This is a genomic window from Burkholderia sp. MS389, assembly GCF_016899425.1.
Taxonomy (GTDB): domain Bacteria; phylum Pseudomonadota; class Gammaproteobacteria; order Burkholderiales; family Burkholderiaceae; genus Burkholderia; species Burkholderia sola.
In genome coordinates this window covers 2855503-2879657 of the sequence record NZ_CP045994.1, presented here as the reverse complement: position 1 = coordinate 2879657, position 24155 = coordinate 2855503, and the positions used below count along the sequence as shown (strand labels likewise).

General features: G+C 66.2%; 21 protein-coding genes. 10 read left to right on the top strand and 11 right to left on the bottom strand.

Annotation, left to right across the window (positions count from 1 at the left end; all coding sequences use genetic code 11):
* Positions 1 to 63: 63 nt before the first annotated feature.
* Positions 64 to 288: a hypothetical protein gene (locus GJG85_RS13405; protein ID WP_006478028.1), complete on the bottom strand. Its 225-nt coding sequence runs from the start codon at positions 286 to 288 to the stop codon at positions 64 to 66.
* Between the two features lie 591 nt (positions 289 to 879).
* On the opposite strand from GJG85_RS13405, the gene GJG85_RS13400 reads away from it, so the two are divergent.
* Positions 880 to 2487, top strand: coding sequence for a multicopper oxidase family protein (locus GJG85_RS13400; RefSeq protein WP_204383370.1), 1608 nt, complete (start codon positions 880 to 882; stop codon positions 2485 to 2487).
* 180 nt (positions 2488 to 2667) lie between these two features.
* On the opposite strand, the gene GJG85_RS13395 is transcribed toward GJG85_RS13400, so the two are convergent.
* Positions 2668 to 2871 carry a cold-shock protein gene (locus tag GJG85_RS13395; RefSeq protein WP_006488945.1) on the bottom strand — a complete coding sequence of 68 codons (204 nt, stop codon included), beginning with the start codon at positions 2869 to 2871 and terminating at the stop codon, positions 2668 to 2670.
* 545 nt (positions 2872 to 3416) lie between these two features.
* Here GJG85_RS13395 and clpS point away from each other — a divergent pair.
* From clpS to GJG85_RS13380, 3 genes are all read left to right on the top strand, one after another.
* Entirely contained in the window at positions 3417 to 3731 is a 315-nt protein-coding gene (gene clpS, locus GJG85_RS13390) for an ATP-dependent Clp protease adapter ClpS (protein ID WP_006398529.1), read from the top strand.
* On the top strand, positions 3728 to 6028 hold the full coding sequence (clpA, locus tag GJG85_RS13385; RefSeq protein WP_050017548.1) for an ATP-dependent Clp protease ATP-binding subunit ClpA: 2301 nt from the start codon (positions 3728 to 3730) through the stop codon (positions 6026 to 6028). Before clpS ends, clpA begins: the two co-directional genes overlap by 4 nt.
* Before the next feature lie 103 nt (positions 6029 to 6131).
* Positions 6132 to 7511: an amino acid permease gene (locus GJG85_RS13380; RefSeq protein WP_124554745.1), complete on the top strand. Its 1380-nt coding sequence runs from the start codon at positions 6132 to 6134 to the stop codon at positions 7509 to 7511.
* A 106-nt stretch (positions 7512 to 7617) separates the two neighbouring features.
* On the opposite strand, the gene dut is transcribed toward GJG85_RS13380, so the two are convergent.
* The 5 genes from dut to GJG85_RS13355 all read right to left on the bottom strand — a co-directional run bounded on the left by dut (position 7618) and on the right by GJG85_RS13355 (position 13834).
* On the bottom strand, positions 7618 to 8064 hold the full coding sequence (dut, locus tag GJG85_RS13375) for a dUTP diphosphatase (RefSeq protein WP_204383369.1): 447 nt from the start codon (positions 8062 to 8064) through the stop codon (positions 7618 to 7620).
* Between the two features lie 55 nt (positions 8065 to 8119).
* Positions 8120 to 9331: a bifunctional phosphopantothenoylcysteine decarboxylase/phosphopantothenate--cysteine ligase CoaBC gene (gene coaBC / locus GJG85_RS13370; protein WP_050017545.1), complete on the bottom strand. Its 1212-nt coding sequence runs from the start codon at positions 9329 to 9331 to the stop codon at positions 8120 to 8122.
* A 67-nt stretch (positions 9332 to 9398) separates the two neighbouring features.
* Entirely contained in the window at positions 9399 to 9899 is a 501-nt protein-coding gene (lspA, locus tag GJG85_RS13365; RefSeq protein WP_050017544.1) for a signal peptidase II, read from the bottom strand.
* 3 nt (positions 9900 to 9902) lie between these two features.
* Positions 9903 to 12740 (bottom strand): isoleucine--tRNA ligase, encoded by a 2838-nt coding sequence (gene ileS / locus GJG85_RS13360; protein ID WP_050017543.1) that lies wholly within the window; start codon positions 12738 to 12740, stop codon positions 9903 to 9905.
* A 101-nt stretch (positions 12741 to 12841) separates the two neighbouring features.
* Entirely contained in the window at positions 12842 to 13834 is a 993-nt protein-coding gene (locus GJG85_RS13355) for a bifunctional riboflavin kinase/FAD synthetase (RefSeq protein WP_050017542.1), read from the bottom strand.
* Positions 13835 to 13957: 123 nt separating this feature from the next.
* Between GJG85_RS13355 and purN the strand changes: the two genes are divergently transcribed.
* The 6 genes from purN to nadC all read left to right on the top strand — a co-directional run bounded on the left by purN (position 13958) and on the right by nadC (position 20818).
* Positions 13958 to 14620 carry a phosphoribosylglycinamide formyltransferase gene (purN, locus tag GJG85_RS13350; RefSeq protein WP_006478038.1) on the top strand — a complete coding sequence of 221 codons (663 nt, stop codon included), beginning with the start codon at positions 13958 to 13960 and terminating at the stop codon, positions 14618 to 14620.
* On the top strand, positions 14617 to 15882 hold the full coding sequence (locus GJG85_RS13345; protein WP_050017541.1) for an RsmB/NOP family class I SAM-dependent RNA methyltransferase: 1266 nt from the start codon (positions 14617 to 14619) through the stop codon (positions 15880 to 15882). Before purN ends, GJG85_RS13345 begins: the two co-directional genes overlap by 4 nt.
* Positions 15883 to 15900: 18 nt before the next feature.
* A complete protein-coding gene (locus GJG85_RS13340) occupies positions 15901 to 17262 on the top strand; it encodes a mechanosensitive ion channel domain-containing protein (protein WP_124631844.1) in 1362 nt (453 codons plus the stop codon).
* A gap of 215 nt (positions 17263 to 17477) precedes the next feature.
* Complete coding sequence (locus GJG85_RS13335; protein WP_089488751.1) at positions 17478 to 18674, top strand: acyl-CoA desaturase; 1197 nt, start codon at positions 17478 to 17480, stop codon at positions 18672 to 18674.
* A gap of 129 nt (positions 18675 to 18803) precedes the next feature.
* The gene (nadA, locus tag GJG85_RS13330; protein ID WP_050017553.1) at positions 18804 to 19940 is read left to right on the top strand and encodes a quinolinate synthase NadA; all 1137 of its coding nucleotides are present in this window, start codon (positions 18804 to 18806) and stop codon (positions 19938 to 19940) included.
* Positions 19937 to 20818, top strand: coding sequence for a carboxylating nicotinate-nucleotide diphosphorylase (nadC, locus tag GJG85_RS13325; protein WP_050017538.1), 882 nt, complete (start codon positions 19937 to 19939; stop codon positions 20816 to 20818). The genes nadA and nadC overlap by 4 nt, the downstream gene beginning before the upstream one ends.
* Before the next feature lie 96 nt (positions 20819 to 20914).
* Here nadC and nadB read toward each other — a convergent pair whose 3' ends face one another.
* The 4 genes from nadB to radC all read right to left on the bottom strand — a co-directional run bounded on the left by nadB (position 20915) and on the right by radC (position 24092).
* The gene (gene nadB, locus GJG85_RS13320; RefSeq protein ID WP_204383368.1) at positions 20915 to 22501 is read right to left on the bottom strand and encodes an L-aspartate oxidase; all 1587 of its coding nucleotides are present in this window, start codon (positions 22499 to 22501) and stop codon (positions 20915 to 20917) included.
* A gap of 160 nt (positions 22502 to 22661) precedes the next feature.
* The gene (gene rpmG / locus GJG85_RS13315) at positions 22662 to 22829 is read right to left on the bottom strand and encodes a 50S ribosomal protein L33 (protein ID WP_006478046.1); all 168 of its coding nucleotides are present in this window, start codon (positions 22827 to 22829) and stop codon (positions 22662 to 22664) included.
* Between the two features lie 17 nt (positions 22830 to 22846).
* On the bottom strand, positions 22847 to 23080 hold the full coding sequence (gene rpmB / locus GJG85_RS13310) for a 50S ribosomal protein L28 (RefSeq protein ID WP_004186391.1): 234 nt from the start codon (positions 23078 to 23080) through the stop codon (positions 22847 to 22849).
* 238 nt (positions 23081 to 23318) lie between these two features.
* Entirely contained in the window at positions 23319 to 24092 is a 774-nt protein-coding gene (gene radC, locus GJG85_RS13305) for a DNA repair protein RadC (RefSeq protein ID WP_204383367.1), read from the bottom strand.
* Positions 24093 to 24155: the final 63 nt, after the last annotated feature.

Genomic DNA, 24155 nt, shown 5'->3' with positions numbered 1-24155 from the left:
CCGCCCGACACCCAATAAAAACGCCCCGGTCGCCCGGGGCGTTTTTCGTTGCAGGCGTGCCATTCAGACGTGAACGATTTCCCATTCGGCGATTTCGTCCGGCACTTCGAGCGTGGCCGTGTCCAGTTCTGACGGCTGCGCGCAGTCGCCGCGGGAGATGCGGTCGGCTGCGACTTCGGGGCACGAGAACGCACCGAGCGAAGCGTTGCCGAACGTCGCTTCCCAGCCGCCGTTTGCCGGCAGGATGTAGAACGACCCGAGCGCTGAACCAAAGCGAAATCCCTTCATTTCCGTTCTCCCTTTCTGATCACAAGCGATTCTGTTGTGCCGCCTGCCGGATCGACCGGCCGTGGCCCGACTGACTGCTTTGCGCCGGGTTCCGTGTCGAACGTCGTGGCGAAGCGTCAGTGCATGGAACAAAGTCTACGTCCGCGACTCGCCCGGATGGTGCATGTAGAACGGCTTCTCGAAACAAAAATTCTCTTTTAAAAACAAATAATTATTGACATCGTTTTGTATGGCGGAACGTTTTTCGGCATCGCGAAACGGGAAATTTGTGCCCTGCACCACGAATTTTTATAACGCAGGGACTTGTTCCGCATCGTGAAAAATTGACGGGTTGACGGATCGTCGATGCAGCGGATGGGGGGGACGTGGGGGCGGGCGCAACGCGCAAAGGGACGGCAGATGAGCAGCGATGGCTGCCGAAGCGTCGTTTGGCGATGCTGATCGTCGCGCCGCATCCGGCGCGGTAGCGATGCTTGCTGCGGCGTATCGCCGCCCGCCCGGCGGCAGCGCTTTTCGATCCGGCCCTGCGGTTATGATGACGTGACCGCCGCGGCTGTCGCGCGGCGCTGTATGAACGACGAGGATCGATTGATGAGACGGAGAACCTTCCTGTCGCGCACCATCGGTGTCGCGGCCGCATCGCTGTTCGCGCGCACCGCATGGGCGCAGCATGCCGGTCACGCGGGCATGGCCGGCATGGATTCGATGGACGACATGCCGGGCATGTCGGGTATGTCAGGGATGTCGGCGCACGCGCAGCACGGCAAGCTCGCACCGGGCGCGCTCGCGGCCGCCGACGCGCTGCCGGCCGGCGCGCCGCTCGCGACGTTGCGCACGCTCGCCAACGAAAGCCGCGAGCCCGGCACGTTCCGGGCCACGCTGGTTGCTCAACCGGTGGCGCGACCGCTGCTGCGCGGCGCGCGGCCGACCGCGTTCTGGCAGTTCGGCGCGGGCACGCAAGGGCCCGTTGTCGGCCCGCTGATCGACGTGCGCGAGGGCGATACGGTCGAGATCAGGTTCGTCAACAAGCTGCCGCAGCCGTCGACGATCCACTGGCACGGCCTGCCGGTGCCGCCCGACCAGGACGGCAACCCGTCCGATCCCGTCGCGCCCGGCGCGTCGCGCGTGTATCGCTTCACGCTGCCGAAGGGCAGCGCCGGCACCTACTGGTACCACCCGCATCCGCACATGATGACCGCCGAGCAGGTGTTCCGCGGGCTGGCCGGCCCGTTCGTCGTGCGCGCCGCGGACGATCCGCTCGCCGGCTGGCCCGAGCGCCACCTGTTCGTGTCGGACCTGAAGCTTGCACGCGACGGCACGATTGCGCCGAACGACATGATGGACTGGATGAACGGCCGTGAAGGCCAGTTCGTGCTGGTCAATGGCGCGCGCCGGCCGCGCATCGATGTCGCGGGCGACGAACGCTGGCGGGTCTGGAACGCGTGCAGCGCACGCTACCTGCGCATCGCGTTCGACGACGGCCGCGCGTTCGAGCACGTGGGCACCGACGGCGGATTGTTCGATGCGCCGCGGCGCGTGACGTCGCTGCTGATTGCGCCGGGCGAGCGCGCGGAGCTGCTGGTCCGCGCCGGCGACCGTGCGTCGCGCGCGGTGCTGCAGGCGGCCGAGTACGACCGCCGCAAGATGGCGATGTCGCACGACGACGGTCACGGCAGCCTGCCGCCCGACCCGGCGCTGGCACTGGCCGACGTCGCGTTCGCGCCCGCCGCGGCCCGCGCGCTGCCTGCCACGCTGCGCGCGGTGCGGCCGCTGGGCGAACCGGCCGCGCACAAGACGGTTGCGTTCGGCGAGGAAATGGACATGGACGCGATGATGAAGGGCGGCGCGCACGGCCGCCCGGCGGGCATGCGCTTCACGATCAACGGCGACACCTACGCGCCGCACCGCGCGACGCTGACGAGCCGCCGCGGCGACGTCGAGCGCTGGGAGATCCGCAATACGACGGACATGGATCACCCGTTCCATTTGCACGGCACGCAGTTCCAGGTGATCGAGCGGGCGTCGGGTGGTTCACGCATGAGCGAGCCGTTCCGCGCATGGCGCGATACGGTGAACGTGTGCAGCGGCGAAACCGTGTCGATTCTAGTCACGCAAGACATGCCGGGCGAGCGCATGTTTCACTGCCATATTCTCGAACACGAGGATCTCGGCATGATGGGCACGCTGAAGGTCGTGTAACTAAGCCGCGAATGCGTTTCACGCGCGGATTCGTTATCCGATCTGCATGCGCGACGAGACAATATGCGTTCAACGGTCGGGATTGAACGAAAAGGCCGGCCAATCGATTATCGACGGGCCGGCCTCAAAAAAAGAAACCCGGCGCAATGCGCCGGGTTTCTTCGTCAGATATCCGATGCCTTATACGGCCTGGATGTTCGACGCTTGCTTGCCCTTCGGCCCTTGGACGACGTCAAAGCTCACCTTCTGGCCTTCCTTCAGCGTCTTGAAGCCATTCATGGTGATAGCCGAGAAGTGCGCAAACAGATCCTCACCGCCCTCGTCGGGAGTGATGAAACCGAAGCCCTTCGCGTCGTTGAACCATTTAACGATACCAGTTGCCATTTCCTACTTCCCCTGTCACACAGTCGCTGCTACTTACCACGAGCACGCTCGAAAAGCTAAACGACCGGAAAATGCAGCCGTTCCCCCCTCACAAGCTCACCTCGGCCCCTTTCGTTTCGCCAACCGGCGAATTGAAAAAAGTGCCAGCTTGATTGTTGGCGCTCTTTATTGGAGTGTCAAGTGGAATTTTTAGACGTTTAGAGGGTCGTTGTAAAGAACCCATTTTCAGGGTTTTTCCGGCTTTGCCTGGCTGCATGCGGCCAAGCGCGAGGGCTTGAAAAGCCGCATAATCGGCTCATATACCAGGCTCGAGTGACACGCGTTCGAGTCGTCCCGGCTTGTGGGATACTGGATGCGGACACGACGTTCCGGTGCGATTCCCCCTGACGGTTCGTGTTCCGCGCCACGCGTGAAAGCCGGCACCGCAGCCGGCTTTCGTATGGCGCGAAGGCGATCGCGTGTTCCGGGATACCGGGGAGGGCGCCGGCCGGTCGGTCGGGTAATGGCAGGATTGCGGGCCTGTCCGAGTTGTTTAGAATGGGTGTATGGCGATTATCCCGGACAAGCAGGACAGTACCGTCCTGGAACGCAAGCAGCAGAAGCTGAAGCCGCCTTCGATGTACAAGGTGGTGCTGCTGAACGACGACTTCACCCCGATGGAGTTCGTCGTGATGGTGGTCCAGGAGTATTTCAAGAAGGATCGCGAGACGGCCACGCAGATCATGCTGAAGGTCCATCGCGAAGGACGAGGGGTATGTGGGGTCTATACGCGGGACATCGCGTCGACCAAGGTTGAGCAAGTCGTTACCCATGCGCGGCAGGCAGGGCATCCGCTGCAGTGCGTGATGGAGGAAGCATGATTGCCCAGGAATTGGAAGTCAGCCTGCACATGGCGTTCATGGAAGCACGCCAGGCGCGCCATGAGTTCATTACGGTCGAGCATCTGCTGCTGGCCCTGCTGGATAATCCGACGGCGGCCGAGGTGTTGCGCGCGTGCGCGGCAAACATCGAGGACCTGCGTCAGAACCTGCGCAATTTCATCCACGACAACACACCTACCGTCCCGGGCACCGACGATGTCGATACCCAGCCGACGCTCGGTTTCCAGCGCGTGATCCAGCGCGCGATCATGCACGTCCAGTCGACGTCGAACGGCAAGAAGGAAGTGACGGGCGCGAACGTGCTGGTCGCGATCTTCGGCGAGAAGGATTCGCATGCCGTGTACTACCTGCAGCAGCAGGGCGTCACGCGCCTCGACGTGGTGAACTTCATTTCGCACGGCATCGCGAAGACGAACAGCGGCGAAGCCGCGAAGTCGACCGACGCGAACGCGGAAAGCGAAGACGCGAACGCGCAGAAGGAAACGCCGCTCGCGCAGTTCACGCAGAACCTGAACCAGATGGCGAAGGACGGCCGCATCGATCCGCTGATCGGCCGCGAGCCCGAGGTCGAGCGCGTCGTGCAGGTGCTGTGCCGCCGCCGCAAGAACAATCCGCTGCTCGTCGGCGAAGCCGGTGTCGGCAAGACCGCGATCGCCGAAGGGCTCGCGTATCGGATCACGCGCGGCGAAGTGCCGGACATCCTCGCGAACGCGCAGGTGTACTCGCTCGACATGGGCGCGCTGCTGGCGGGCACCAAGTACCGCGGCGATTTCGAGCAGCGTCTGAAGACGGTGCTGAAGGAGCTCAAGGAGCGTCCGCACGCGATCCTGTTCATCGACGAAATCCATACGCTGATCGGCGCGGGCGCCGCGTCGGGCGGCACGCTCGATGCGTCGAACCTGCTGAAGCCGGCGTTGTCGTCGGGCACGCTCAAGTGCATCGGCGCAACCACGTTCACCGAGTATCGCGGCATCTTCGAGAAGGATGCGGCGCTGTCGCGGCGCTTCCAGAAGGTCGACGTGACGGAGCCGAGCGTCGAGCAGACGGTCGCGATCCTGCGCGGGCTGAAGTCGCGCTTCGAGGAGCACCACGGCGTCAAGTATTCGTCGGGTGCGCTGTCGGCCGCGGCCGAGCTGTCGGCGCGCTTCATCACCGACCGTCACCTGCCGGACAAGGCGATCGACGTGATCGACGAGGCGGGCGCCGCGCAGCGCATCCTGCCGAAGTCGAAGCAGAAGAAGACGATCGGCAAGGGCGAGATCGAGGAAATCATCTCGAAGATCGCGCGCGTGCCGGCGCAAAGCGTGTCGCAGGACGATCGCAGCAAGCTGCAGACGCTCGACCGCGACCTGAAGAGCGTCGTGTTCGGCCAGGATCCGGCGATCGACGCGCTCGCGGCGTCGATCAAGATGGCGCGCGCGGGCCTTGGCAAGATGGACAAGCCGATCGGCGCGTTCCTGTTCTCCGGCCCGACGGGCGTCGGCAAGACCGAAGTGGCGCGCCAGCTGGCGTTCACGCTCGGCATCGAGCTGATCCGCTTCGACATGTCGGAATACATGGAACGTCACGCGGTGAGCCGGTTGATCGGCGCGCCGCCGGGCTACGTCGGGTTCGACCAGGGCGGCCTGCTGACCGAAGCCGTCACGAAGAAGCCGCATTGCGTGCTGCTGCTCGACGAAATCGAGAAGGCGCATCCGGACATCTTCAACGTGCTGCTGCAGGTGATGGACCACGGCACGCTGACGGACAACAACGGCCGCAAGGCGGATTTCCGCAACGTCATCATCATCATGACGACGAACGCGGGCGCCGAGTCGATGCAGAAGGCGACGATCGGCTTCACGACGCGCCGCGAAACCGGCGACGAGATGACCGACATCAAGCGCCTGTTCACGCCGGAGTTCCGCAACCGGCTGGATGCGATCATCAGCTTCCGCTCGCTCGATGAGGAAATCATCATGCGCGTGGTCGACAAGTTCCTGATCCAGCTCGAGGAACAGCTGCACGAGAAGAAGGTCGACGCGCTCTTCACCGACGCGTTGCGCAAGCATCTCGCGAAGCACGGCTTCGACCCGCTGATGGGCGCGCGGCCGATGCAGCGGCTGATCCAGGACACGATCCGGCGTGCACTGGCCGACGAGCTGCTGTTCGGCAAGCTTCTCAACGGCGGTCATGTGACGGTCGACGTCGACGAAAACGACAAGGTGCAGTTGTCGTTCGACAAGCTGGCGAATCCGCCGCACAAGCCGAACGAAGAGACGGTCGAAGTCGAGTAAGCGATAATTCGTTGTTCATGCGAACGGCGCGGGAAGTTCTCCGCGCCGTTTCGTTTTATCCGGCGCCGGCGGCGCGATGGTGGGGCAGGGGAGTGGTAACGCAGTGACACGACAACAACGGTCGTTCGACGCTATCGTCGCGCGCGAACAAGGGCTGCGCCACGCGCTGACGTCGGGGCAGATGGCGATGATCGCGATCGGTGGCGCGATCGGCACGGGGCTGTTCCTCGGCAGCGGATTCGCGATCGGGCTCGCGGGCCCGAGCGTGCTGGTTTCGTATGCGATCGGTGCGCTGATTGCGCTGCTGCTGATGGGCGCGCTTGCGGAAATGACGGTCGCGCATCCGACGGCCGGCTCGTTCGGCGCCTATGCCGAGCATTACGTCGGCCCGCTCGCGGGCTTCCTGGTGCGCTATGCGTACTGGTTCGCGGTCGTGTTCGCGATCGGTACCGAGATCAGCGCGATCGCCGTGTTCATGAAGTACTGGTTCCCGGCCGTGCCCGGCTGGTACTGGGTGATCGGATTTTCCGCGCTGCTGATCGCCGTGAACCTCGCGAGCGTCACGCTGTACGGGACGGTCGAATACGCGTTCTCGCTGCTGAAGATCGCGGCGATCGTCGTGTTCATCGTGCTCGGCGCGTTTCTCGTGTGGTCGGCGCCGCCCGCATCGGGCATCGGTTTCGTGAACTACACCGCGCACGGCGGCTTCATGCCGAAGGGGCCGTGGGGCACCTGGGTCGCCGTGATCGTCGCGATCTTCAGCTACATGAGCATCGAGGCCGTCGCGATCGCGGCCGGCGAGGCGCGCGATCCGCAGCACGCGGTCACGCGCGCATTCCGCTCGACGGTGTTCCGGCTCGTGCTGTTCTACCTGCTGACGCTCGCGCTGATGCTCGCGATCGTGCCGTGGACGCAGGCCGGCACCGACGAAAGCCCGTTCGTGAAGGTGATGGCCGCGACGCACGTGCCGTATGCGGCGGGCGTGATCAACTTCGTGCTGCTGATCGCGGCGCTGTCGGCGATGAACAGCCAGCTCTACGTGACGACGCGGATGATGTTCAGCCTGTCGCGCGCGCAACTCGCGCCGGCGGTGTTCGGCCGGCTCGGCGCGAACGGCGTGCCGCGCGCCGCGCTGTGGATCTCGACGAGCGGCGTCGCGGTGGCGGCCGTGCTGGTCGCGCTCGCGCCCGATACCGCGTTCACGGTGATGATGGCGATCGCGATGTTCGGCGCGCTGTTCACGTGGCTGATGATCTTCGTCACGCACCTGCGGTTCCGTTCGCAGTATCGCGGCCCCGCGCTCGCGTTCCGGATGTGGGGGCACCCGTTCGGCAGCCTGGCCGGTGCGGGGCTCGTCGCGGCGATCCTGCTGACGACCCCTTTCACGCGCGAATTCCGGATGACGATGGTGGTCGGTGTCGTGTTCGTCGTGCTGCTGACGCTCGCCTACGCGTTGCACTACCGCCACCAGCACGCGCGCTGACCGCGGCGTCGCGAACCCGCGCCTGCGCGAATCGCGCAACCGGGCTGCACGTGGCGGTGCGCAAAAAGAAAAAGGGGCCGTGGCCCCTTTTTTCATGCTGTGTGGCTCAGTGGCGGCCGGTGCTGCCGAACCCGCCTTCGCCGCGATCGCTCTCGGTGAATTCGTCGACGATGTTGAATTGCGCCTGCACGACCGGCACGATCAAGAGCTGCGCGAGGCGTTCGAACGGGTTCAGCACGAATTCGGTCTGGCCGCGATTCCACGTCGACACCATCAACTGGCCCTGGTAGTCGGAGTCGATCAGGCCGACGAGGTTGCCGAGCACGATCCCGTGCTTGTGGCCGAGGCCCGAGCGCGGCAGGATCAGCGCCGCATAGCCGGGATCGGCGAGGTGGATCGCGAGGCCGGTCGGCACCAGCGTGGTTTCGCCCGGCTTCAGCGTGACCGGCGCGTCGAGGCATGCGCGCAGGTCGAGGCCGGCGCTGCCGGGGGTCGCGTAGGCGGGCAGGTAATCGCGCATGCGCGCGTCGAGAATCTTCAGGTCGAGTTTCATGCGGTCGTCGAATCGGTCGGGAAGGGCGCGGCGGCGTCTGCCGCCACGCAAGGGATCAGATCAGGCGGTTGTCCGGCAGGCGCTTCGCGATTTCGGCCACGAGCGTATGCGCGAGTTCGTCCTTGGGCGCGCGCGGCAGGCGCGTGAGGCCGGCCGCTTCGAACAACACGACTTCGTTGTCGTCGCGCCCGAACGTCAGCGGGCCGAGGTTGCCGACGAGCAGCGGCACGTTCTTGCGCTTGCGCTTCTCGTCGCCATGCACGTCGAGGTCGCCGCTTTCGGCCGCGAAGCCGACGCAGAACGGCGCATCGGGCAGCGCCGCGACCGATGCGAGGATGTCGGGGTTCTCGACGAACGCGAGCGCCGGCATCTTGCGGTCGGCCGTCTTCTTCATCTTATGCTCGGCCGGCTGGTCGACGCGCCAGTCGGCGACTGCGGCCACCGCGATGAAGATGTCGGCATCGTTCACGGCATGCATCACCGCGTCATACATCTGCTGCGCGGTCTGCACGTCCTGGCGGGTCACGCCCCACGGCGTGTCGAGCGCGACCGGCCCGGCGACGAGATGCACGTCGGCGCCGGCCTGTTGCGCGGCGCGCGCGAGCGCGAACCCCATCTTGCCGCTGGAGCGGTTCGTCAGGCCGCGCACCGGGTCGAGCGGTTCGAATGTGGGCCCGGCCGTGATCAGCACGCGGCGGTGCGCGAGCACCTTCGGCGCGAAGTGCGCGACGATCGCTTCATAGATCGCCTCGGGTTCGAGCATGCGGCCGTCGCCGACTTCGCCGCAGGCCTGCGCGCCCGAATCCGGGCCGAGCACCGACACGCCGTCCGCGCGCAATTGCGCGGCGTTGCGTTGCGTGGCCGGGTTCTGCCACATCTGGCGGTTCATTGCGGGCACGACGAGCAGCGGACAGTCGCGCGCGACGCACAGCGTCGACAACAGATCGTCGGCGAACCCGTGCGCGAGCTTCGCGAGGAAATCCGTCGAGGCGGGCGCGATCACGATCGCGTCGGCTTCGCGCGACAGGTCGATGTGCGCCATGTTGTTGTCGATGCGCGCGTCCCACTGGCTCGTATAGACGGGCCGGCCCGACAGCGCCTGCATCGTGACGGGCGTGATGAACTGGGTGGCGGCGTCGGTCATCGCGACCTGCACGGTCGCGCCGGCCTTCACGAGCAGCCGCGTGAGTTCGGCGATCTTGTAGCAGGCGATGCCGCCCGTCAGGCCGAGAACGAGGTGTTTTCCTGCGAGTTCTGCGTGTGCCAACTCAGGCCTCCTGGGGTCAAACGGAACGGCCGGCGCGAAGCCGGCCGTCGACACGGAGTATGCGCGCTCAGCGCGCGCCGCGCACGCGCCGGAGCTCGTCGTAGATCAGCAGCACCGCGCCGACCGTGATCGCCGAATCGGCGAGGTTGAACGCCGGGAAGTGCCACGCGCCGACGTGAAAATCGAGGAAGTCGATCACGTGGCCGTAGACGAGCCGGTCGATCACGTTGCCGAGCGCGCCGCCGAGGATCAGCGCGAGCGACACGCTGAACAGCCGCTGGTGGCCGTGGCGCTTCAGCAGGAAGCAGATCACGAGCGTCGCGCCGACGCCGAGCGCGGTGAACGCCCAGCGCTGCCAGCCGCTCGCGGTCGACAGGAAGCCGAACGCAGCGCCGCGGTTGTACACCAGCACGAGGTTGAAGAACGACGTCAGCGCATGCTGCGCGCCGTACGCGAATGTCTTGAGGATCGCGATCTTCGACAGCTGGTCGAACAGGATCACGATCAGCGAAATGCCGAGCCAGGGCGCGAGCGCGCCGCTGGCCGGTTTCGACAGGGTCTTCGCCATAATTTAAGCAGCGCTCCGGATTTCGCCGTTTTCAAACAGGTTCGAGAAGCAGCGGCCGCACAGCGTCGGATGATCGGCGTGTGCGCCGACATCTTCACGGTAGTGCCAGCAGCGCTCGCACTTCTGGTACTTCGACGCGGCCACGTCGACGCTTTCCTGCGCTTCGTCGTCGACCTTCACGACGGTCGCCGCCGACGTGATCAGCACGAACTTGAGATCGTCGCCGAGGCTCGTCAGCGCGTCGTAGCGCGCGCCGCTCGCATGCACGGCCACTTCGGCCTGCAGCGACGAACCGATGCGGTTCGCGGTGCGCGCTTCCTCGAGCGCCTTCGTCACGTTGCCGCGCACGTCGCGCAGCAGCGCCCACTTGTCGATCAGCGCGGCCGAGCCGGCGACTTCCGGATACGCATAGTAGGTTTCCGTGAAGATCGTGTCGCTCGCCGGCTGGAACACCTTCCACGCTTCTTCCGCCGTGAACGACAGGAACGGCGCGAGCACGCGCAGCAGGCCGTGCGTCAGGTGATACAGCGCGGTTTGCGCGGAGCGGCGCGCGCGCGAATCGGCGGCGCTCGTGTACAGGCGATCCTTCAGCACGTCGAGGTAGAAGCCGCCGAGGTCTTCCGAGCAGTACGTCTGCAGCTTCGCGACGACCGGGTGGAATTCGTACTTCTCGTAGTGGCCGAGCAGTTCGGTCTGCAGTTGCTGCGAGAACGCGACCGCATAGCGGTCGATCTCGAGCCATTCGTCGGCCGGCACCGCGTGCTGCGCGAAATCGAAATCCGACAGGTTCGCGAGCAGGAAGCGCAGCGTGTTGCGGATGCGGCGATAGCCTTCCGTTACGCGCTTCAGGATTTCCTCGGAGATCGCGAGTTCGCCCGAGTAGTCGGTCGATGCGATCCACAGGCGGATGATTTCCGCGCCGAGACGGTTCGCGACTTCATGCGGGTCGATGCCGTTGCCGAGCGACTTGCTCATCTTGCGGCCTTCGCCGTCGACCGTGAAGCCGTGCGTGAGCAGGCCCTTGTACGGCGCGTGACCGTCGATCATCGATGCCGTCAGGAGCGACGAGTGGAACCAGCCGCGATGCTGGTCCGAGCCTTCGAGGTACAGGTCGGCCGGGAACTGCAGCTGATCCTTGTGCGAGCCGCGCAGCACGTGCCAGTGCGTCGTGCCCGAATCGAACCACACGTCGAGCGTGTCGCGGTTCTTTTCGTACAGGTTCGCGTCGTCGCCGATCAGCTCGCGCGGGTCGAGCGATTGCCACGCCTCGATGCCCGACTGCTCGACGCGCTTCGCGACTTCCTCGAGCAGCTCGAGCGTGCGCGGGTGCAGCTCGCCGGTTTCCTTGTGCACGAAGAACGCCATCGGCACGCCCCACTGGCGCTGGCGCGACAGCGTCCAGTCGGGACGGTTCGCGATCATGCTGAACAGGCGCTGCTTGCCCCACGACGGGTAGAACGCGGTCGCGTCGACGCCTTCGAGCGCCGTCTCGCGCAGCGTCTTGCCGCCGTCGCGCGGCGTCACGTCCATGCCGGCAAACCACTGCGACGTCGCGCGGTAGATGATCGGCGTCTTGTGGCGCCAGCAGTGCATGTAGCTGTGCGTGTACTTCTCGCTGCGCAGCAGCGAGCCGGCCGCGTTCAGCGCGTCGACGATCTTCGGGTTCGCGTCCCAGATCGACAGGCCGCCGAACAGCGGCAGCGATTCGATATAGCGGCCGTCGCCCATCACCGGGTTGATGAAGTCGGAATCGGTCATCCCGTGCGCCTTGCACGACTGGAAGTCCTCGATACCGTACGCGGGCGACGAGTGCACGACGCCGGTACCCGTGTCGGTCGTCACGTAGTCGCCGAGATAGACGGGCGCGGTGCGCTGGTAGCCGGGGTGGGCCGAGGCGAGCGGGTGGTGGAAGCGCAGGTTCGCGAGCTTCACGCCGGGCGCGGTCGCGACGACGCGGCCGGTCAGCTTGAAGTCGGCCATGCAGGCTTCGACGCGCTCTTGCGCAATGATCAGCAGCCCGCGCTCGGTGTCGACCAGCGCGTAGACGATTTCCGGATGGAGGTTCAGCGCCTGGTTGGCGGGAATCGTCCACGGCGTGGTGGTCCAGATCACGATGCCGCCGTCGGCGCGCGGCAGCGCCGGCAGGCCGAACGCGTGCGCGGTCTTTTCCGGTTCCGCGAACGCGAACATCACGTCGATCGTCGGGTCGGTGCGGTCCTTGTACTCGACTTCCGCTTCCGCGAGCGCCGAGCCGCAGTCGAAGCACCAGTTGACCGGCTTCAGCCCGCGGTACACGTAGCCCTTCTCGATGATCTTGCCGAGCGCGCGGATTTCTTCCGCCTCGTTCACGAAGTTCATCGTCTTGTACGGATTCGCCCAGTCGCCGAGCACGCCCAGGCGCTTGAAGCCGACCTTCTGCTTCTCGATCTGCTCGGTCGCGTACGCGCGCGCCTTGCTCATCACCTCGGCCGCCGGCAGCGACTTGCCGAACTGCTTCTCGATCTGGATCTCGATCGGCATCCCGTGGCAATCCCAGCCCGGCACGTACGGTGCGTCGAAGCCGGCCATGTTGCGCGACTTGACGACGATGTCCTTCAGGATCTTGTTGACGGCGTGGCCGAGGTGGATGTCGCCGTTCGCATACGGCGGGCCGTCGTGCAGGATGAACTTCGGCCGGCCCTGGCTGGCCGCGCGGATCTTCTCGTAGATGCCGCGCTCCTCCCACTCCTTGACCCACTGCGGCTCGCGCTTGGGCAGGTCGCCGCGCATCGGGAACGGCGTGTCGAGCAGGTTGACCGGATACTTGGCCTGCGGTTTCGAATCGGCTTTCTTGTTGCTCATGATGGGATCGCTATCTAAATCGGGGGACGCTCGGCGTCGTGAATCGGGTAGGCGCGCGACGGGGCGGCGCGAGGGTGCGGCGCGAGGCGCCGCCGTCCGGATCAGCTAATTCGGTCGGTAGCCGACGTCGCGAAGCCCGTCGCGCGGCTGCCCGGCGCACGGTCGCGTTCGACGAAATAAGCGCGTGCATTCGCGACGTCCAGCGCGATCGCGCGCGACAGCGCCTCGAGATCGTCGAACTTCGCCTCGTCGCGCAGCTTCTTCAGGAATTCGACACGGATCAGCTTGCCGTACGCATCGCCGTGCCAGTCGAGCAGGTGGACTTCAAGCAGCACGCGGCCCGAATCGTCGACGGTCGGGCGCAGCCCGAGGCTTGCGACGCCGGGCAGCGGCTCGGGGCCGAGGCCGTGCACCTGCACGACGAAGATGCCCGCGAGCGCCGGCCGCTTGTGCGCGATCGGCAGGTTCAGCGTCGGGAAGCCGAGGTCGCGGCCGAGCTTGAGGCCGTGCGCGACGTGGCCGCTGATCGCGTAGCCGTGGCCGAGCGCCTGCGCGGCCGCGTCGAGATCACCCGCGGCGAGCGCCGCGCGCACGCCGGAGCTGGAAATGCGCGTGCCGTCGCTGCCGGACACCGTGCCCATCTGTTCGACCTCGAAGCCGTGCAGCTCGCCGGCCGCCTTCAGCGTGTCGAAGGTGCCCGCGCGCTTCGCGCCGTAGCAGAAATCGTCACCGACCATCATCCAGCGCGCGTGCAGCCCGTTCACCAGCGTGCGCTCGACGAACGCCTGCGGCGACTGGCTCGCGAAGGTGTGGTTGAAGTGCTCGACGACGACGCGGTCGACCCCGTGGTCGCGCAATGCTTCCAGCTTGTCGCGCAGCATCGCGATGCGCGGCGGCGCGCCGGCCGGGTTGAAGAATTCGCGCGGGTGCGGCTCGAACGTCATCACGCACACGGGCAGGCCGCGTGCGTCCGCTGCCGCGCGCACGCGCGCGAGCAGGGCCTGGTGCCCGCGATGGACACCGTCGAAGTTGCCGATCGTCAACGCGCACGGGGCGCGGCTCTCGGCGTTGGGCAGGCCGCGGAAGACTTTCACGATAGCGGATGCAGCGTCGGGGGAATGGGCGGTGGGATGCCGCAAAGCAGAAGATTATAAACGTTCGGGCGGCCCGACGGCCGAGAAGGCGGGAAACGCGAAGGCGAATGGTAAAATTCGCGGATGAAAAAACTCGTGATCCTGATTTCCGGTCGCGGCAGCAACATGGAGGCCATCGTCCGCGCGTGCGCGCAGGAACGCTGGCCGGCCGAGATTGCCGCCGTGATCGCCAACCGGCCCGATGCGGCCGGGCTGGCTTTTGCCGCGTCGCACGGGGTGGCGACCGCGGTGGTCGACCACCGGTCGTTCGACGGCCGCGACAGCTTCGACGCGGCGCTCGCCGCCGAGATCGACCGTTTCGCGCCCGATCTCGTCGTCCTCGCCGGCTTCATGCGCATCCTCACGCCCGCATTCGTCAGACGATACGAAGGCCGGCTGCTGAACATTCATCCGTCGCTGCTGCCGAGCTTCAAGGGCATCCACACGCATCAGCAGGCGCTGGATGCCGGCGTCGCGCTGCATGGCGCGAGCGTGCATTTCGTCATTCCCGAGCTCGACAGCGGCGCGATCGTCGCGCAGGGCGCGGTGCCCGTGCGCGCCGGCGACGACGCGGCCGCGCTCGCGCGGCGCGTGCTGACGGTCGAGCACGTGCTGTATCCGCGCGCGGTGCGCTGGTTCGTCGAGGGGCGTTTGCGCCTCGAGGACGGCCGTGCAGTGGTCGCGCCCGAAGAGGCGCGCTGGATTTTCGCGGATCAACCGCAAACCGAAACGAGTGAGGGCGTATGAAGCTGCACGGATTCCTGATTGGCCAGACCGAAACCCTGCTCGCCGAGGTGCTGAAGTTCGCCGGCCCCGCCGACGCGACGACGAGCCGGTTCTTCCGCGCGCACCCGAAGCTCGGGCATGCCGAGCGCGGCGTGATCGCCGAGGCCGTGTTCGCGGTGCTGCGCCGGAAGATGGAGTTTTCGCATCTGGCCGAGAGCGGCACCGGCACGCCCGCGCGGCGCCTGACGCTGCTCGGCCTGATGCAGACGATGGGGCGCAATGCGCTGAAGCCGTTCCTGTCCGACACCGAGTCCGCATGGCTCGAGCACGTGTCGAAGATCGATCCGGCGAGCCTGCCCGTGCGCATTCGCACGAACCTGCCCGACTGGATTCACCAGGCGCTGTCGGCCCGCTTCGACGCGGACGAGCTTGCGCAGCTCGCCGCCGCGCTGAACTACCCGGCGCCGCTCGACCTGCGCGCCAACGCGCAGAAGGCGAGCCGCGACCAGGTGATCGAAGCGCTGCGCGTGAGCGGCATCGACGCGGGCGCGACGCCGTTCGCGCCGTTCGGCGTGCGCGTGGTCGGCAAGCCGGCGCTGACGCGCCTGAAGCTGTTCGAGGAAGGCGCGATCGAGGTGCAGGACGAAGGCAGCCAGCTGCTGTGCTCGCTGGTCGCGCCGCGGCGCGGCGAGATGGTCGTCGATTTCTGCGCGGGCGCGGGCGGCAAGACGCTCGCGCTCGGCGCGATGATGCGCTCGACCGGGCGCCTCTATGCGTTCGACATCTCGGAGAAGCGCCTCGCGAAGCTGAAGCCGCGCCTCGCGCGCAGCGGGCTGTCGAACGTGAACCCGGTGCTGATCGACAGCGAGCACGACGCGAAGATCAAGCGGCTCGCCGGCAAGATCGACCGCGTGCTGGTCGACGCGCCGTGCAGCGGCCTCGGCACGCTGCGCCGCAATCCGGACCTGAAGTGGCGCCAGACGCGCACCGCGATCGACGAGCTGACGCCGAAACAGGCGTCGATCCTCGCGAGCGCCGCGCGGCTCGTGAAGAAGGGCGGCCGGCTCGTCTACGCGACCTGCAGCGTGCTCGACGCCGAGAACGAGCGCATCGTCGAGCAGTTCCTCGCCGATCACCCCGAGTTCGTGCTGGTGCCGGCGCAGCAGGTGCTGGCCGACCAGCGCATCGAGCTCGAGACGGGCGACTACCTGTCGCTGTGGCCGCACCGTCATGCGACCGACGGCTTCTTCGCCGCGGTGCTCGAACGCCGCGCCGCGCAGTAACGACCGGCCGGACGGACGATGGAGAATCTGCAGAGCCGCCTGCTGTCGCACCGGCTGGAATCGGTGATTCGCGATTTCCACCAGCCGGTGATGATCTGGCAGGCGGCGATCCTCGTCGGTGCGCTGTGTTTTGCATGGGTGGCCGCGCGTTTCGTGCACGGCCGGATCGATGCGCGGCGGCGGGCGGCCGGGCGCGCGCCCGGCGCGGGTGCGCAGAGCCTGAAGCGTGCGCTGTTTCCGCTGTTCGGCAGCGTGTTCGTCGGCGGCGCGCAGCTCGCGTTCGAGCCGTTCATGTCGACGTCGCTGCTGTCGCTCGCGCTCGTGCCGCTGTTCGGCATCGGGCTGATCTACGTGCTGTTCTTCTTCGCGCGGCGCGTGTTCGCACGCGACGGCCACACGCACGCGTGGCTGTCGATCGTCGAGAAGATTGTGTCGACCGTCGTGTGGGCCGCGATGGTGATGACCGTGCTCGGCATCCAGCGCGACGTGCTCGGCTGGCTCGACAGCGTGCAGTTCCGGGTCGCGACCGCGCACCTCACGCTGCTGTCGGTGATCTCCGGCGCGCTGTGGGTGTGCGTGACGCTGATGGTCGCGATGTGGCTCGGCTCGGTGCTCGAGGATCGCCTGTCGCGCGCGAGCACGCTCGACGCCAACCTGAAGGTCGTGCTGTCGCGGGTCGGCCGCGCGCTGCTCGTGTTCGCGGCGATCCTGATCGGGCTGTCGCTCGTCGGCATCGACGTGACGGTGCTCGGCGTATTCGGCGGCGCGGTGGGCGTCGGCCTCGGCTTCGGGCTGCAAAAGATCGCGAGCAACTACGTGTCGGGTTTCATCATCCTGCTCGACCGCTCGTTGCGGCTCGGCGATGCGATCAGCGTCGGCGGGCTGCAGGGCGTCGTCACGCAGATCCGCACGCGCTACACGGTCGTGCGCGGCCTCGACGGCAACGAGACGCTGATCCCGAACGAGAAGCTGATCACCGACGTCGTGCAGAACCAGTCGTCGTACCTGACGCGCGGCTATGCGAAGGTCGCGGTGCAGGTCGCGTACACGAGCGACGTCGAGCAGGCACTCGCGTTGCTCGCTGACGCGGCGAAGGACGTGCCGCGCGTGCTGGCCGAGCCGGCGCCGACCCCGTACCTCGTGAGTTTCGGCGCGGACGGGATCGATCTGGAGCTCGGTTTCTGGATCGAGGATTCGGCGAAAGGCACGTCGGGCGTGCGCTCGAGCGTGAACCGCAACATCTGGCGGCTGTTCGGCGAGCACGGGATCTCGATTCCGTTTCCGCAGCGCGAAGTGCGCGTGGTCGGGCTGCCGGACGGCTTTCTCGCGGCGGGCGCGGCGGCCAACGGTGCGCTGGACGGGCACGCGCCGCCGGCGTAGCGGGCGCGGGCGGTCAATCGTACCGATTCCGCGGCCGAAACCGGATCGCGGGGCTTTCCGAGTCCGCGCATGGACCGCGCGGATTGCGTCAGGGCAAGAAAATATTCATTTTTTACAAAGACTTGGAGCGGTTGAAGTAAAATTCTGGTCTACACGCGGTATGCTTTCATTCTTCTGACGCCAGCGTGGCGTCGCTCTCATCACGGGTAACTGCCTTGTTGAATTCTGTGCTCGATTTTCTTTCCCACGGGCTCCTGCATTTTTCGTGGTGGCAAGTCGCGTTGTTCGCGCTCGCCGTCACGCACGTCACGATCATCGGCGTGACCGTCTACCTGCACCGCTGCCAGGCGCACCGCGCGCTGGAGCTGCATCCGATCGCGAGCCACTTCTTCCGGTTCTGGCTCTGGATGACCACCGGCATGCTGACCGGCCAGTGGGCCGCGATTCACCGCAAGCACCACGCGAAGTGCGAGACCGAGGAAGATCCGCACAGCCCGCAGACGCGCGGCATCTGGAAGGTGTTCCTCGAGGGCGCCGAGCTGTACCGCGCGGAAGCGAAGAACGAAGAGACGATGCGCAAGTTCAGCCACGGCACGCCGAACGACTGGCTCGAGCGCAATGTGTACTCGAAGTACCCGATTCTCGGCATCAGCATGATGATGGTGATCGACGTCGCGCTGTTCGGCGTGCTCGGCCTGACCGTGTGGGCCGTGCAGATGGTCTGGATTCCGTTCTGGGCCGCTGGCGTCGTGAACGGCTTCGGTCACTTCTGGGGCTATCGCAACTTCAACTCGGCTGACGCGAGCACGAACCTGTTCCCGTGGGGCATCGTGATCGGCGGCGAGGAACTGCACAACAACCACCACACGTTCGCGACGTCGGCGAAGCTGTCGAACAAGTGGTACGAGTTCGACATCGGCTGGATGTACATCCGCATCATGTCGGCCTTCGGTCTCGCGAAGGTGAAGAAGGTCGCGCCGACGCCGCGCCTGAACAAGCCGAAGACGGTGCTCGATCAGGAAACGCTGCAGGCCGTGCTGTCGAACCGCTACGAAGTGATGGCGCGCTACGGCAAGGCCGTGAAGCGTGCGTACCGTCAGGAGCTTGCGCATCTGAAGGAACTCGGTTCGAGCGAGAAGTACCAGCTGATGCGCGGCGCGCGCAAATGGTTCCACAAGGACGCCGACGGCCTCGACGAGCCGCAGAAGAAGCTGCTGCCGGAAATCTTCGCGAACAGCCAGAAGCTGCATACGTACTTCCAGCTGCGCCAGGATCTCGCCGCGATCTGGGATCGTTCGACCGCATCGCGCGAACAGCTTCTCGCGCAATTGCAGGATTGGTGCCATCGCGCAGAACAAAGCGGCATCAAGGCGCTGCAGGAATTCGCGACACGCCTGCGTCGCTACGCCTGATTCGAAATCGATTAGAATCTCAGGACGTCACAAACCCCGCGTTGGCGGGGTTTTTTCATTTGGGCCGCTGGTTTTTGACGGATCGGCGGCGCCGGGATTGGTATGAGGTTTGGGGCAGGAGATATGGAGATGCAATCGACGATCAAACCCGTCGAGTACGACCGGCCCATCGCAACGGGGACCGTGTGTGGCGTCGGACAGGCATGGGCCAAGGTGCCCGACGCGCCGTCCGCCGAGGAGCGCGCTGCGCTGAAGGCGCGCATCAAGGCGTTGCTCGCCCGTGAAAAGGCCGTGCTGGTCGCCCACTACTACGTGGATGCCGAACTGCAGGAGCTGGCCGACGAAACGGGCGGCTGCGTCGCGGATTCGCTCGAAATGGCCCGCTTCGGCCGCGATCACGACGCGCAGACGCTGGTCGTCGCCGGCGTGCGCTTCATGGGCGAAACCGCGAAGATCCTGAGCCCGAACAAGCGGATTCTGATGCCCGACCTCGACGCGACCTGTTCGCTCGACCTCGGCTGCCCGGTCGACGAATTCTCGGCGTTCTGCGATGCGCATCCGGACCGTACCGTCGTCGTCTACGCGAACACCAGCGCGGCCGTGAAGGCGCGCGCGGACTGGATGGTCACGTCGTCGATCGGTCTCGAGATCGTTGCCGACCTGCATGCGCGCGGCGAAAAGATCATCTGGGCGCCGGACCGCCATCTGGGCAGCTATATCCAGAAGAAAACCGGTGCCGACATGCTGCTGTGGCAGGGCTCGTGCCTCGTCCACGACGAGTTCAAGGGCATCGAGCTCGACCTGCTGCGCGCCGAATATCCGGACGCGAAGGTGCTCGTACATCCCGAGTCGCCGGAAAACGTCGTGGCGCAGGCCGATGTCGTCGGTTCGACCACGCAACTGATCGACGCGGCCGTCAAGTTCGACGCGAAACGCTTCATCGTCGCGACCGATCTCGGCATCCTGCACAAGATGCAGCTTGCCGCGCCCGGCAAGACCTTCATCGCCGCGCCGACGGCCGGCAACAGCGCGACCTGCAAGAGCTGCGCGCACTGCCCGTGGATGGCGATGAACGGACTCGCGAACCTCGCCGACGTGCTCGAACGCGGTCACAACGAGATCTTCGTCGATCCGGCGATCGGCGAGCGCGCGCGTTTGCCGATCGACCGGATGCTCGAATTCGCGGCTGCACACAAGAAGCGCGTGCAGGCGAGCGGCGACCTGCAGCGCGACCAGCAACTGTTCGCGAACGTGGGGCCCGCATGAGCAACGCCGTCTCCCCGCTGTTCGACGCCGTCCGCGCCCAATACGGCGCGGCATTCGACGAAGCGATCGCGCGCAACGTGGCCGATGCGATCGCCGAAGACGTCGGCCCCGGCGACCAGACCGGGCGCCTCGTGCCGGCCGGCGAGCGCCGCCGTGCGCGGATCATCGTGCGCGAGGAAGCCGTGCTGTGCGGCGTGCCGTGGTTCGAGGGCGTGATCGCACGGATCGATCCGTCGATCGTCGTGCAATGGCGCTATCGCGAAGGCGACCGGATGACGCCGGATTCGACCGTGTGCGAACTCGAAGGGCCGGCGCGCGCGCTGCTGACGGCCGAGCGCAACGGGCTGAACTTCCTGCAGTTGCTGTCGGGTGTCGCGACCGCGACGCGCCGTTACGTCGATCGCGTCGAAGGCACGCGCGCGAAGATCCTCGACACGCGCAAGACGCTGCCGGGGCTGCGGCTCGCGCAGAAGTACGCGGTGCGCGTGGGCGGCGGTGAGAACCAGCGTCTCGCGCTGTACGACGGCATCCTGATCAAGGAGAACCACATCGCGGCGGCAGGCGGTGTCGGCGAGGCGCTCGACGCGGCGTTCGCGCTGGAGTCGGGCGTGCCGGTGCAGGTCGAAGTCGAGACGCTCGCGCAGCTCGACACGGCGCTCGCGCATCGCGCGCAGTCGGTGCTGCTCGACAACTTCACGCTCGACATGATGCGCGAAGCGGTGCGCGTGACGGCGGCCAGGGCCGTGCTCGAAGTGTCGGGCGGCGTCAATTTCGATACGGTGCGTGCGTTCGCGGAGACGGGCGTCGATCGTATCTCGATCGGCGCGCTGACGAAGGACGTGCGGGCGACCGACTATTCGATGCGGATCGTCGACTGACCGAAACGCGTTCGTCAGACAAAAAGCCGTTGGCGCGCACACGCCAACGGCTTTTTTCTTGGGCTGCGGTCGCCGCCGGGAAGGGCAGTGCGCCGCTCAGCGGCGCGAGCGCGGCGTGAGCACGCTCGGCAGCGCCTTCGGCAGCGTATGCGGCCAGTCGCGGCTGTAGTGCAGCCCGCGGCTTTCGCGGCGCGAGTACGCGCTTTTCACGATCAGCGTGGCCACGTCGACGAGGTTGCGCAGTTCGAGCAGATCGCGCGTCACGCGGAAATTCGCGTAGTACTCGTGGATCTCGTCGCGCAGCAGCGACAGCCGGTGCTTCGCGCGCTCGAGGCGCTTGTCGGTGCGCACGATGCCGACGTAGTTCCACATCAGGCGGCGCAGTTCGTCCCAGTTGTGGGCCACGACGACTTCCTCGTCCGCATCCGACACGCGGCTTTCGTCCCATGCGGGCAGTGCGGTGGGCGTTTGGGCGTCGAAGCCGGCCGCTTCGATCGCCTCGGCCGCCGCGCGGCCGATCACGAGGCATTCGAGCAGCGAGTTGCTCGCGAGCCGGTTCGCGCCGTGCAGCCCCGTATACGACGTTTCGCCGACCGCATACAGGCCGGCGAGATCGGTGCGCCCCGCGAGATCGGTGACGACGCCGCCGCACGTATAGTGCGCGGCCGGCACGACGGGGATCGGTTGTTTCGCGATGTCGATGCCGAATTCGAGGCAGCGCGCATGAATCGTCGGGAAATGTTCGCGCAGGAACGCTTCCGGCTGATGGCTGATGTCGAGATACACGCAGTCGATCCCGCGCTTCTTGATCTCGAAGTCGATCGCGCGTGCGACGATGTCGCGCGGCGCGAGCTCGGCGCGCGGATCGTGTGCGGGCATGAAGCGCGTGCCGTCGGGCAGCTTCAGCAGGCCGCCTTCGCCGCGCACGGCTTCCGAAATCAGGAACGACTTCGCGTACGGATGGAACAGGCAGGTCGGGTGGAACTGGATGAATTCCATGTTCGACACGCGGCAGCCTGCCCGCCATGCCATCGCGATGCCGTCGCCGGTCGCGGTGTCGGGGTTCGTCGTGTACAGGTAGACCTTGCCCGCGCCGCCGGTGGCGAGCACCGTATGCGGCGCCTCGATCGTGATCGTGCGGTCGTGGTCGACGTCGAGCGCATACAGGCCATGACAGCGGCGGCCGGGCAGGCCGAGCCGGTCCGACGTGATCAGGTCGATCGCGTGGTGGTTTTCGAAGAACGTGATGTTCGGATGCTGGCGCGCGTGCGCCGACAGCGTCGCGAGCACCGCATGGCCGGTCGCATCGGCCGCATGGATGATCCGGCGGTGACTGTGGCCGCCTTCGCGCGTCAGGTGAAAGCCGAGTTCGGCCGCGTCGTCCTTCGTGAACGGCACGCCTTGCGAGATCAGCCATTCGATCGCTTCGCGGCCGTGCTCGACGATGTAGCGCGTCGCGCCTTCGTCGCACAGCCCGCCACCGGCGACCAGCGTGTCGTCGACGTGGTTCTCGATGCTGTCCGCCGAGTCGAGGACCGCCGCGATGCCGCCCTGCGCGTGATCGCTTGCCCCCTCCATCATCGAACGTTTCGCGATCAGCGCGACACGTCGCGTGCTGGCCAGGTTGAGTGCGACCGACAGCCCTGCCAGGCCGCTGCCGACGATCGCCACGTCGAATTTCATGCTGCATCTCCATCGTTACGCTTTTTGATCTTGCGTTCCGTCGGTCGTCGCCGCGGAAAGGGGAGAGCATACCGCGTCGGGCGCGAGCGCGCGCGCCAAAACAAAAAGCCCCGCAGGAGCGGGGCTTTTCGGTCGCCGTCAGGCTGGCAGAAACCGGAGATTACTTGATCTTGGTTTCTTTGTATTCCACATGCTTGCGGACGACGGGATCGAACTTCTTGATCGCCATCTTTTCCGGCATGTTGCGCTTGTTCTTCGTGGTCGTGTAGAAGTGACCCGTACCAGCGGTCGACTCAAGCTTGATCTTGTCGCGGGCGCCTTTTGCCATGATTCTGCTCCTTGGGCTTAGGCTTCGCCGCGTGCGCGCAGGTCAGCGAGCACGGAATCGATGCCGTTCTTGTCGATCAGGCGCAGACCGGCGTTCGAGACGCGCAGACGCACCCAGCGGTTTTCGCTCTCAACCCAGAACCGGCGGTTTTGCAGGTTCGGGAGGAAGCGGCGCTTCGTCTTGTTGTTGGCGTGGGAAACGTTGTTGCCGCTCATCGGCGCTTTCCCAGTTACTTGGCATACGCGTGCCATGAGAGCACTCCTAATACGCTAAATTCGGGGTTCGATCGCCGGTGAAGGTTCCATCGCACCGCCACGTGATCCATGGCTGCACTCAGAACGCCGTAGCCCTTACAGACAAGGCCCTTCGATGGCTAGAACTGGTTGGAAAAAAGACAGACGGCGATTCTAGCAGAAAAAGTTCAGAAAAATCAAACCTAATTTCGCTTCGCCGTTGCGGCGCCCTGGGGAAGGGCCGCCGCGCCACAGTCTACAGCCAACCGGCCCGTGCGAACGAAAAAGTATCGCTGACGCCGACGACGACGTGATCGAGCAGCCGCACGTCGACGAGCTCGAGCGCGTCCTTCAGCACGCGGGTCAGGCGGCGGTCTTCCGCGCTCGGCTGCACCGCGCCCGACGGATGGTTGTGCGCGACGATCAGCGCGGCGGCGTTCTGTTTCATCGCCTGCCGCACGATCTCGCGCGGGTAGACGGCCATGCGCGTGAGCGAGCCGCGCGCGATTTCCTCGATGTCGATCATGCGGTTGCGGGCGTCCAGGTAGACCGCGACGAACACTTCGTGCGGGAGCGTGCCGATCTTCATGCGCAGGCAATCCTCGACGGCGCCGGGCGAATCGATCTGCATGCCGTCCCGTGCTTTTTCCTCCAGCATGCGCCGGGCGATCTCGGTGACCGCGACCAGCCGCGCGGAGCGCGCGGGGCCGATGCCGGGGTGCGCCTCGAAATCGTCGGCGCCCGCTTCGAGCAATCCGCGCAGCGACTTGTATTGAGCGATCAGTTCGCGGGCGATGACGAAGACGTCGTGACCGGGCTTGCCGGTGCCGAGCAGCAGCGCGATCAGCTCGTCGTCGGTCAGCGCGGCCGGCCCGCGCTCCAGCAGTCGTTCGCGCGGCCGCTCGGGCCGCCAGTCGGCCGGGCGGCGCTTGCGCCGGTTGATCGGGATAACGCGGGCCGGCGAATCGGCCGGCGCGTCGGCGGTGTCGCGGCATTCGGCCGACGGCAGGATGAGGCAGGGTGATGGCATGGTCTGAACTCCATTGGCGGCGGGCGGCATGCGCGACGTCGTCGCACTTTCCGCCTTGCACGC

Bases quoted from the DNA above. Each gene is read 5' to 3' on its own strand.
- GJG85_RS13405 (WP_006478028.1), bottom strand. From the start codon at position 288: ATGAAGGGATTTCGCTTTGGTTCAGCGCTCGGGTCGTTCTACATCCTG.
- GJG85_RS13400 (WP_204383370.1), top strand. From the start codon at position 880: ATGAGACGGAGAACCTTCCTGTCGCGCACCATCGGTGTCGCGGCCGCA.
- GJG85_RS13395 (WP_006488945.1), bottom strand. From the start codon at position 2,871: ATGGCAACTGGTATCGTTAAATGGTTCAACGACGCGAAGGGCTTCGGT.
- clpS (WP_006398529.1), top strand. From the start codon at position 3,417: ATGGCGATTATCCCGGACAAGCAGGACAGTACCGTCCTGGAACGCAAG.
- clpA (WP_050017548.1), top strand. From the start codon at position 3,728: ATGATTGCCCAGGAATTGGAAGTCAGCCTGCACATGGCGTTCATGGAA.
- dut (WP_204383369.1), bottom strand. From the start codon at position 8,064: ATGAAACTCGACCTGAAGATTCTCGACGCGCGCATGCGCGATTACCTG.
- lspA (WP_050017544.1), bottom strand. From the start codon at position 9,899: ATGGCGAAGACCCTGTCGAAACCGGCCAGCGGCGCGCTCGCGCCCTGG.
- ileS (WP_050017543.1), bottom strand. From the start codon at position 12,740: ATGAGCAACAAGAAAGCCGATTCGAAACCGCAGGCCAAGTATCCGGTC.
- purN (WP_006478038.1), top strand. From the start codon at position 13,958: ATGAAAAAACTCGTGATCCTGATTTCCGGTCGCGGCAGCAACATGGAG.
- GJG85_RS13345 (WP_050017541.1), top strand. From the start codon at position 14,617: ATGAAGCTGCACGGATTCCTGATTGGCCAGACCGAAACCCTGCTCGCC.
- GJG85_RS13340 (WP_124631844.1), top strand. From the start codon at position 15,901: ATGGAGAATCTGCAGAGCCGCCTGCTGTCGCACCGGCTGGAATCGGTG.
- nadA (WP_050017553.1), top strand. From the start codon at position 18,804: ATGCAATCGACGATCAAACCCGTCGAGTACGACCGGCCCATCGCAACG.
- nadC (WP_050017538.1), top strand. From the start codon at position 19,937: ATGAGCAACGCCGTCTCCCCGCTGTTCGACGCCGTCCGCGCCCAATAC.
- nadB (WP_204383368.1), bottom strand. From the start codon at position 22,501: ATGAAATTCGACGTGGCGATCGTCGGCAGCGGCCTGGCAGGGCTGTCG.
- rpmG (WP_006478046.1), bottom strand. From the start codon at position 22,829: ATGGCAAAAGGCGCCCGCGACAAGATCAAGCTTGAGTCGACCGCTGGT.
- rpmB (WP_004186391.1), bottom strand. From the start codon at position 23,080: ATGGCACGCGTATGCCAAGTAACTGGGAAAGCGCCGATGAGCGGCAAC.
- radC (WP_204383367.1), bottom strand. From the start codon at position 24,092: ATGCCATCACCCTGCCTCATCCTGCCGTCGGCCGAATGCCGCGACACC.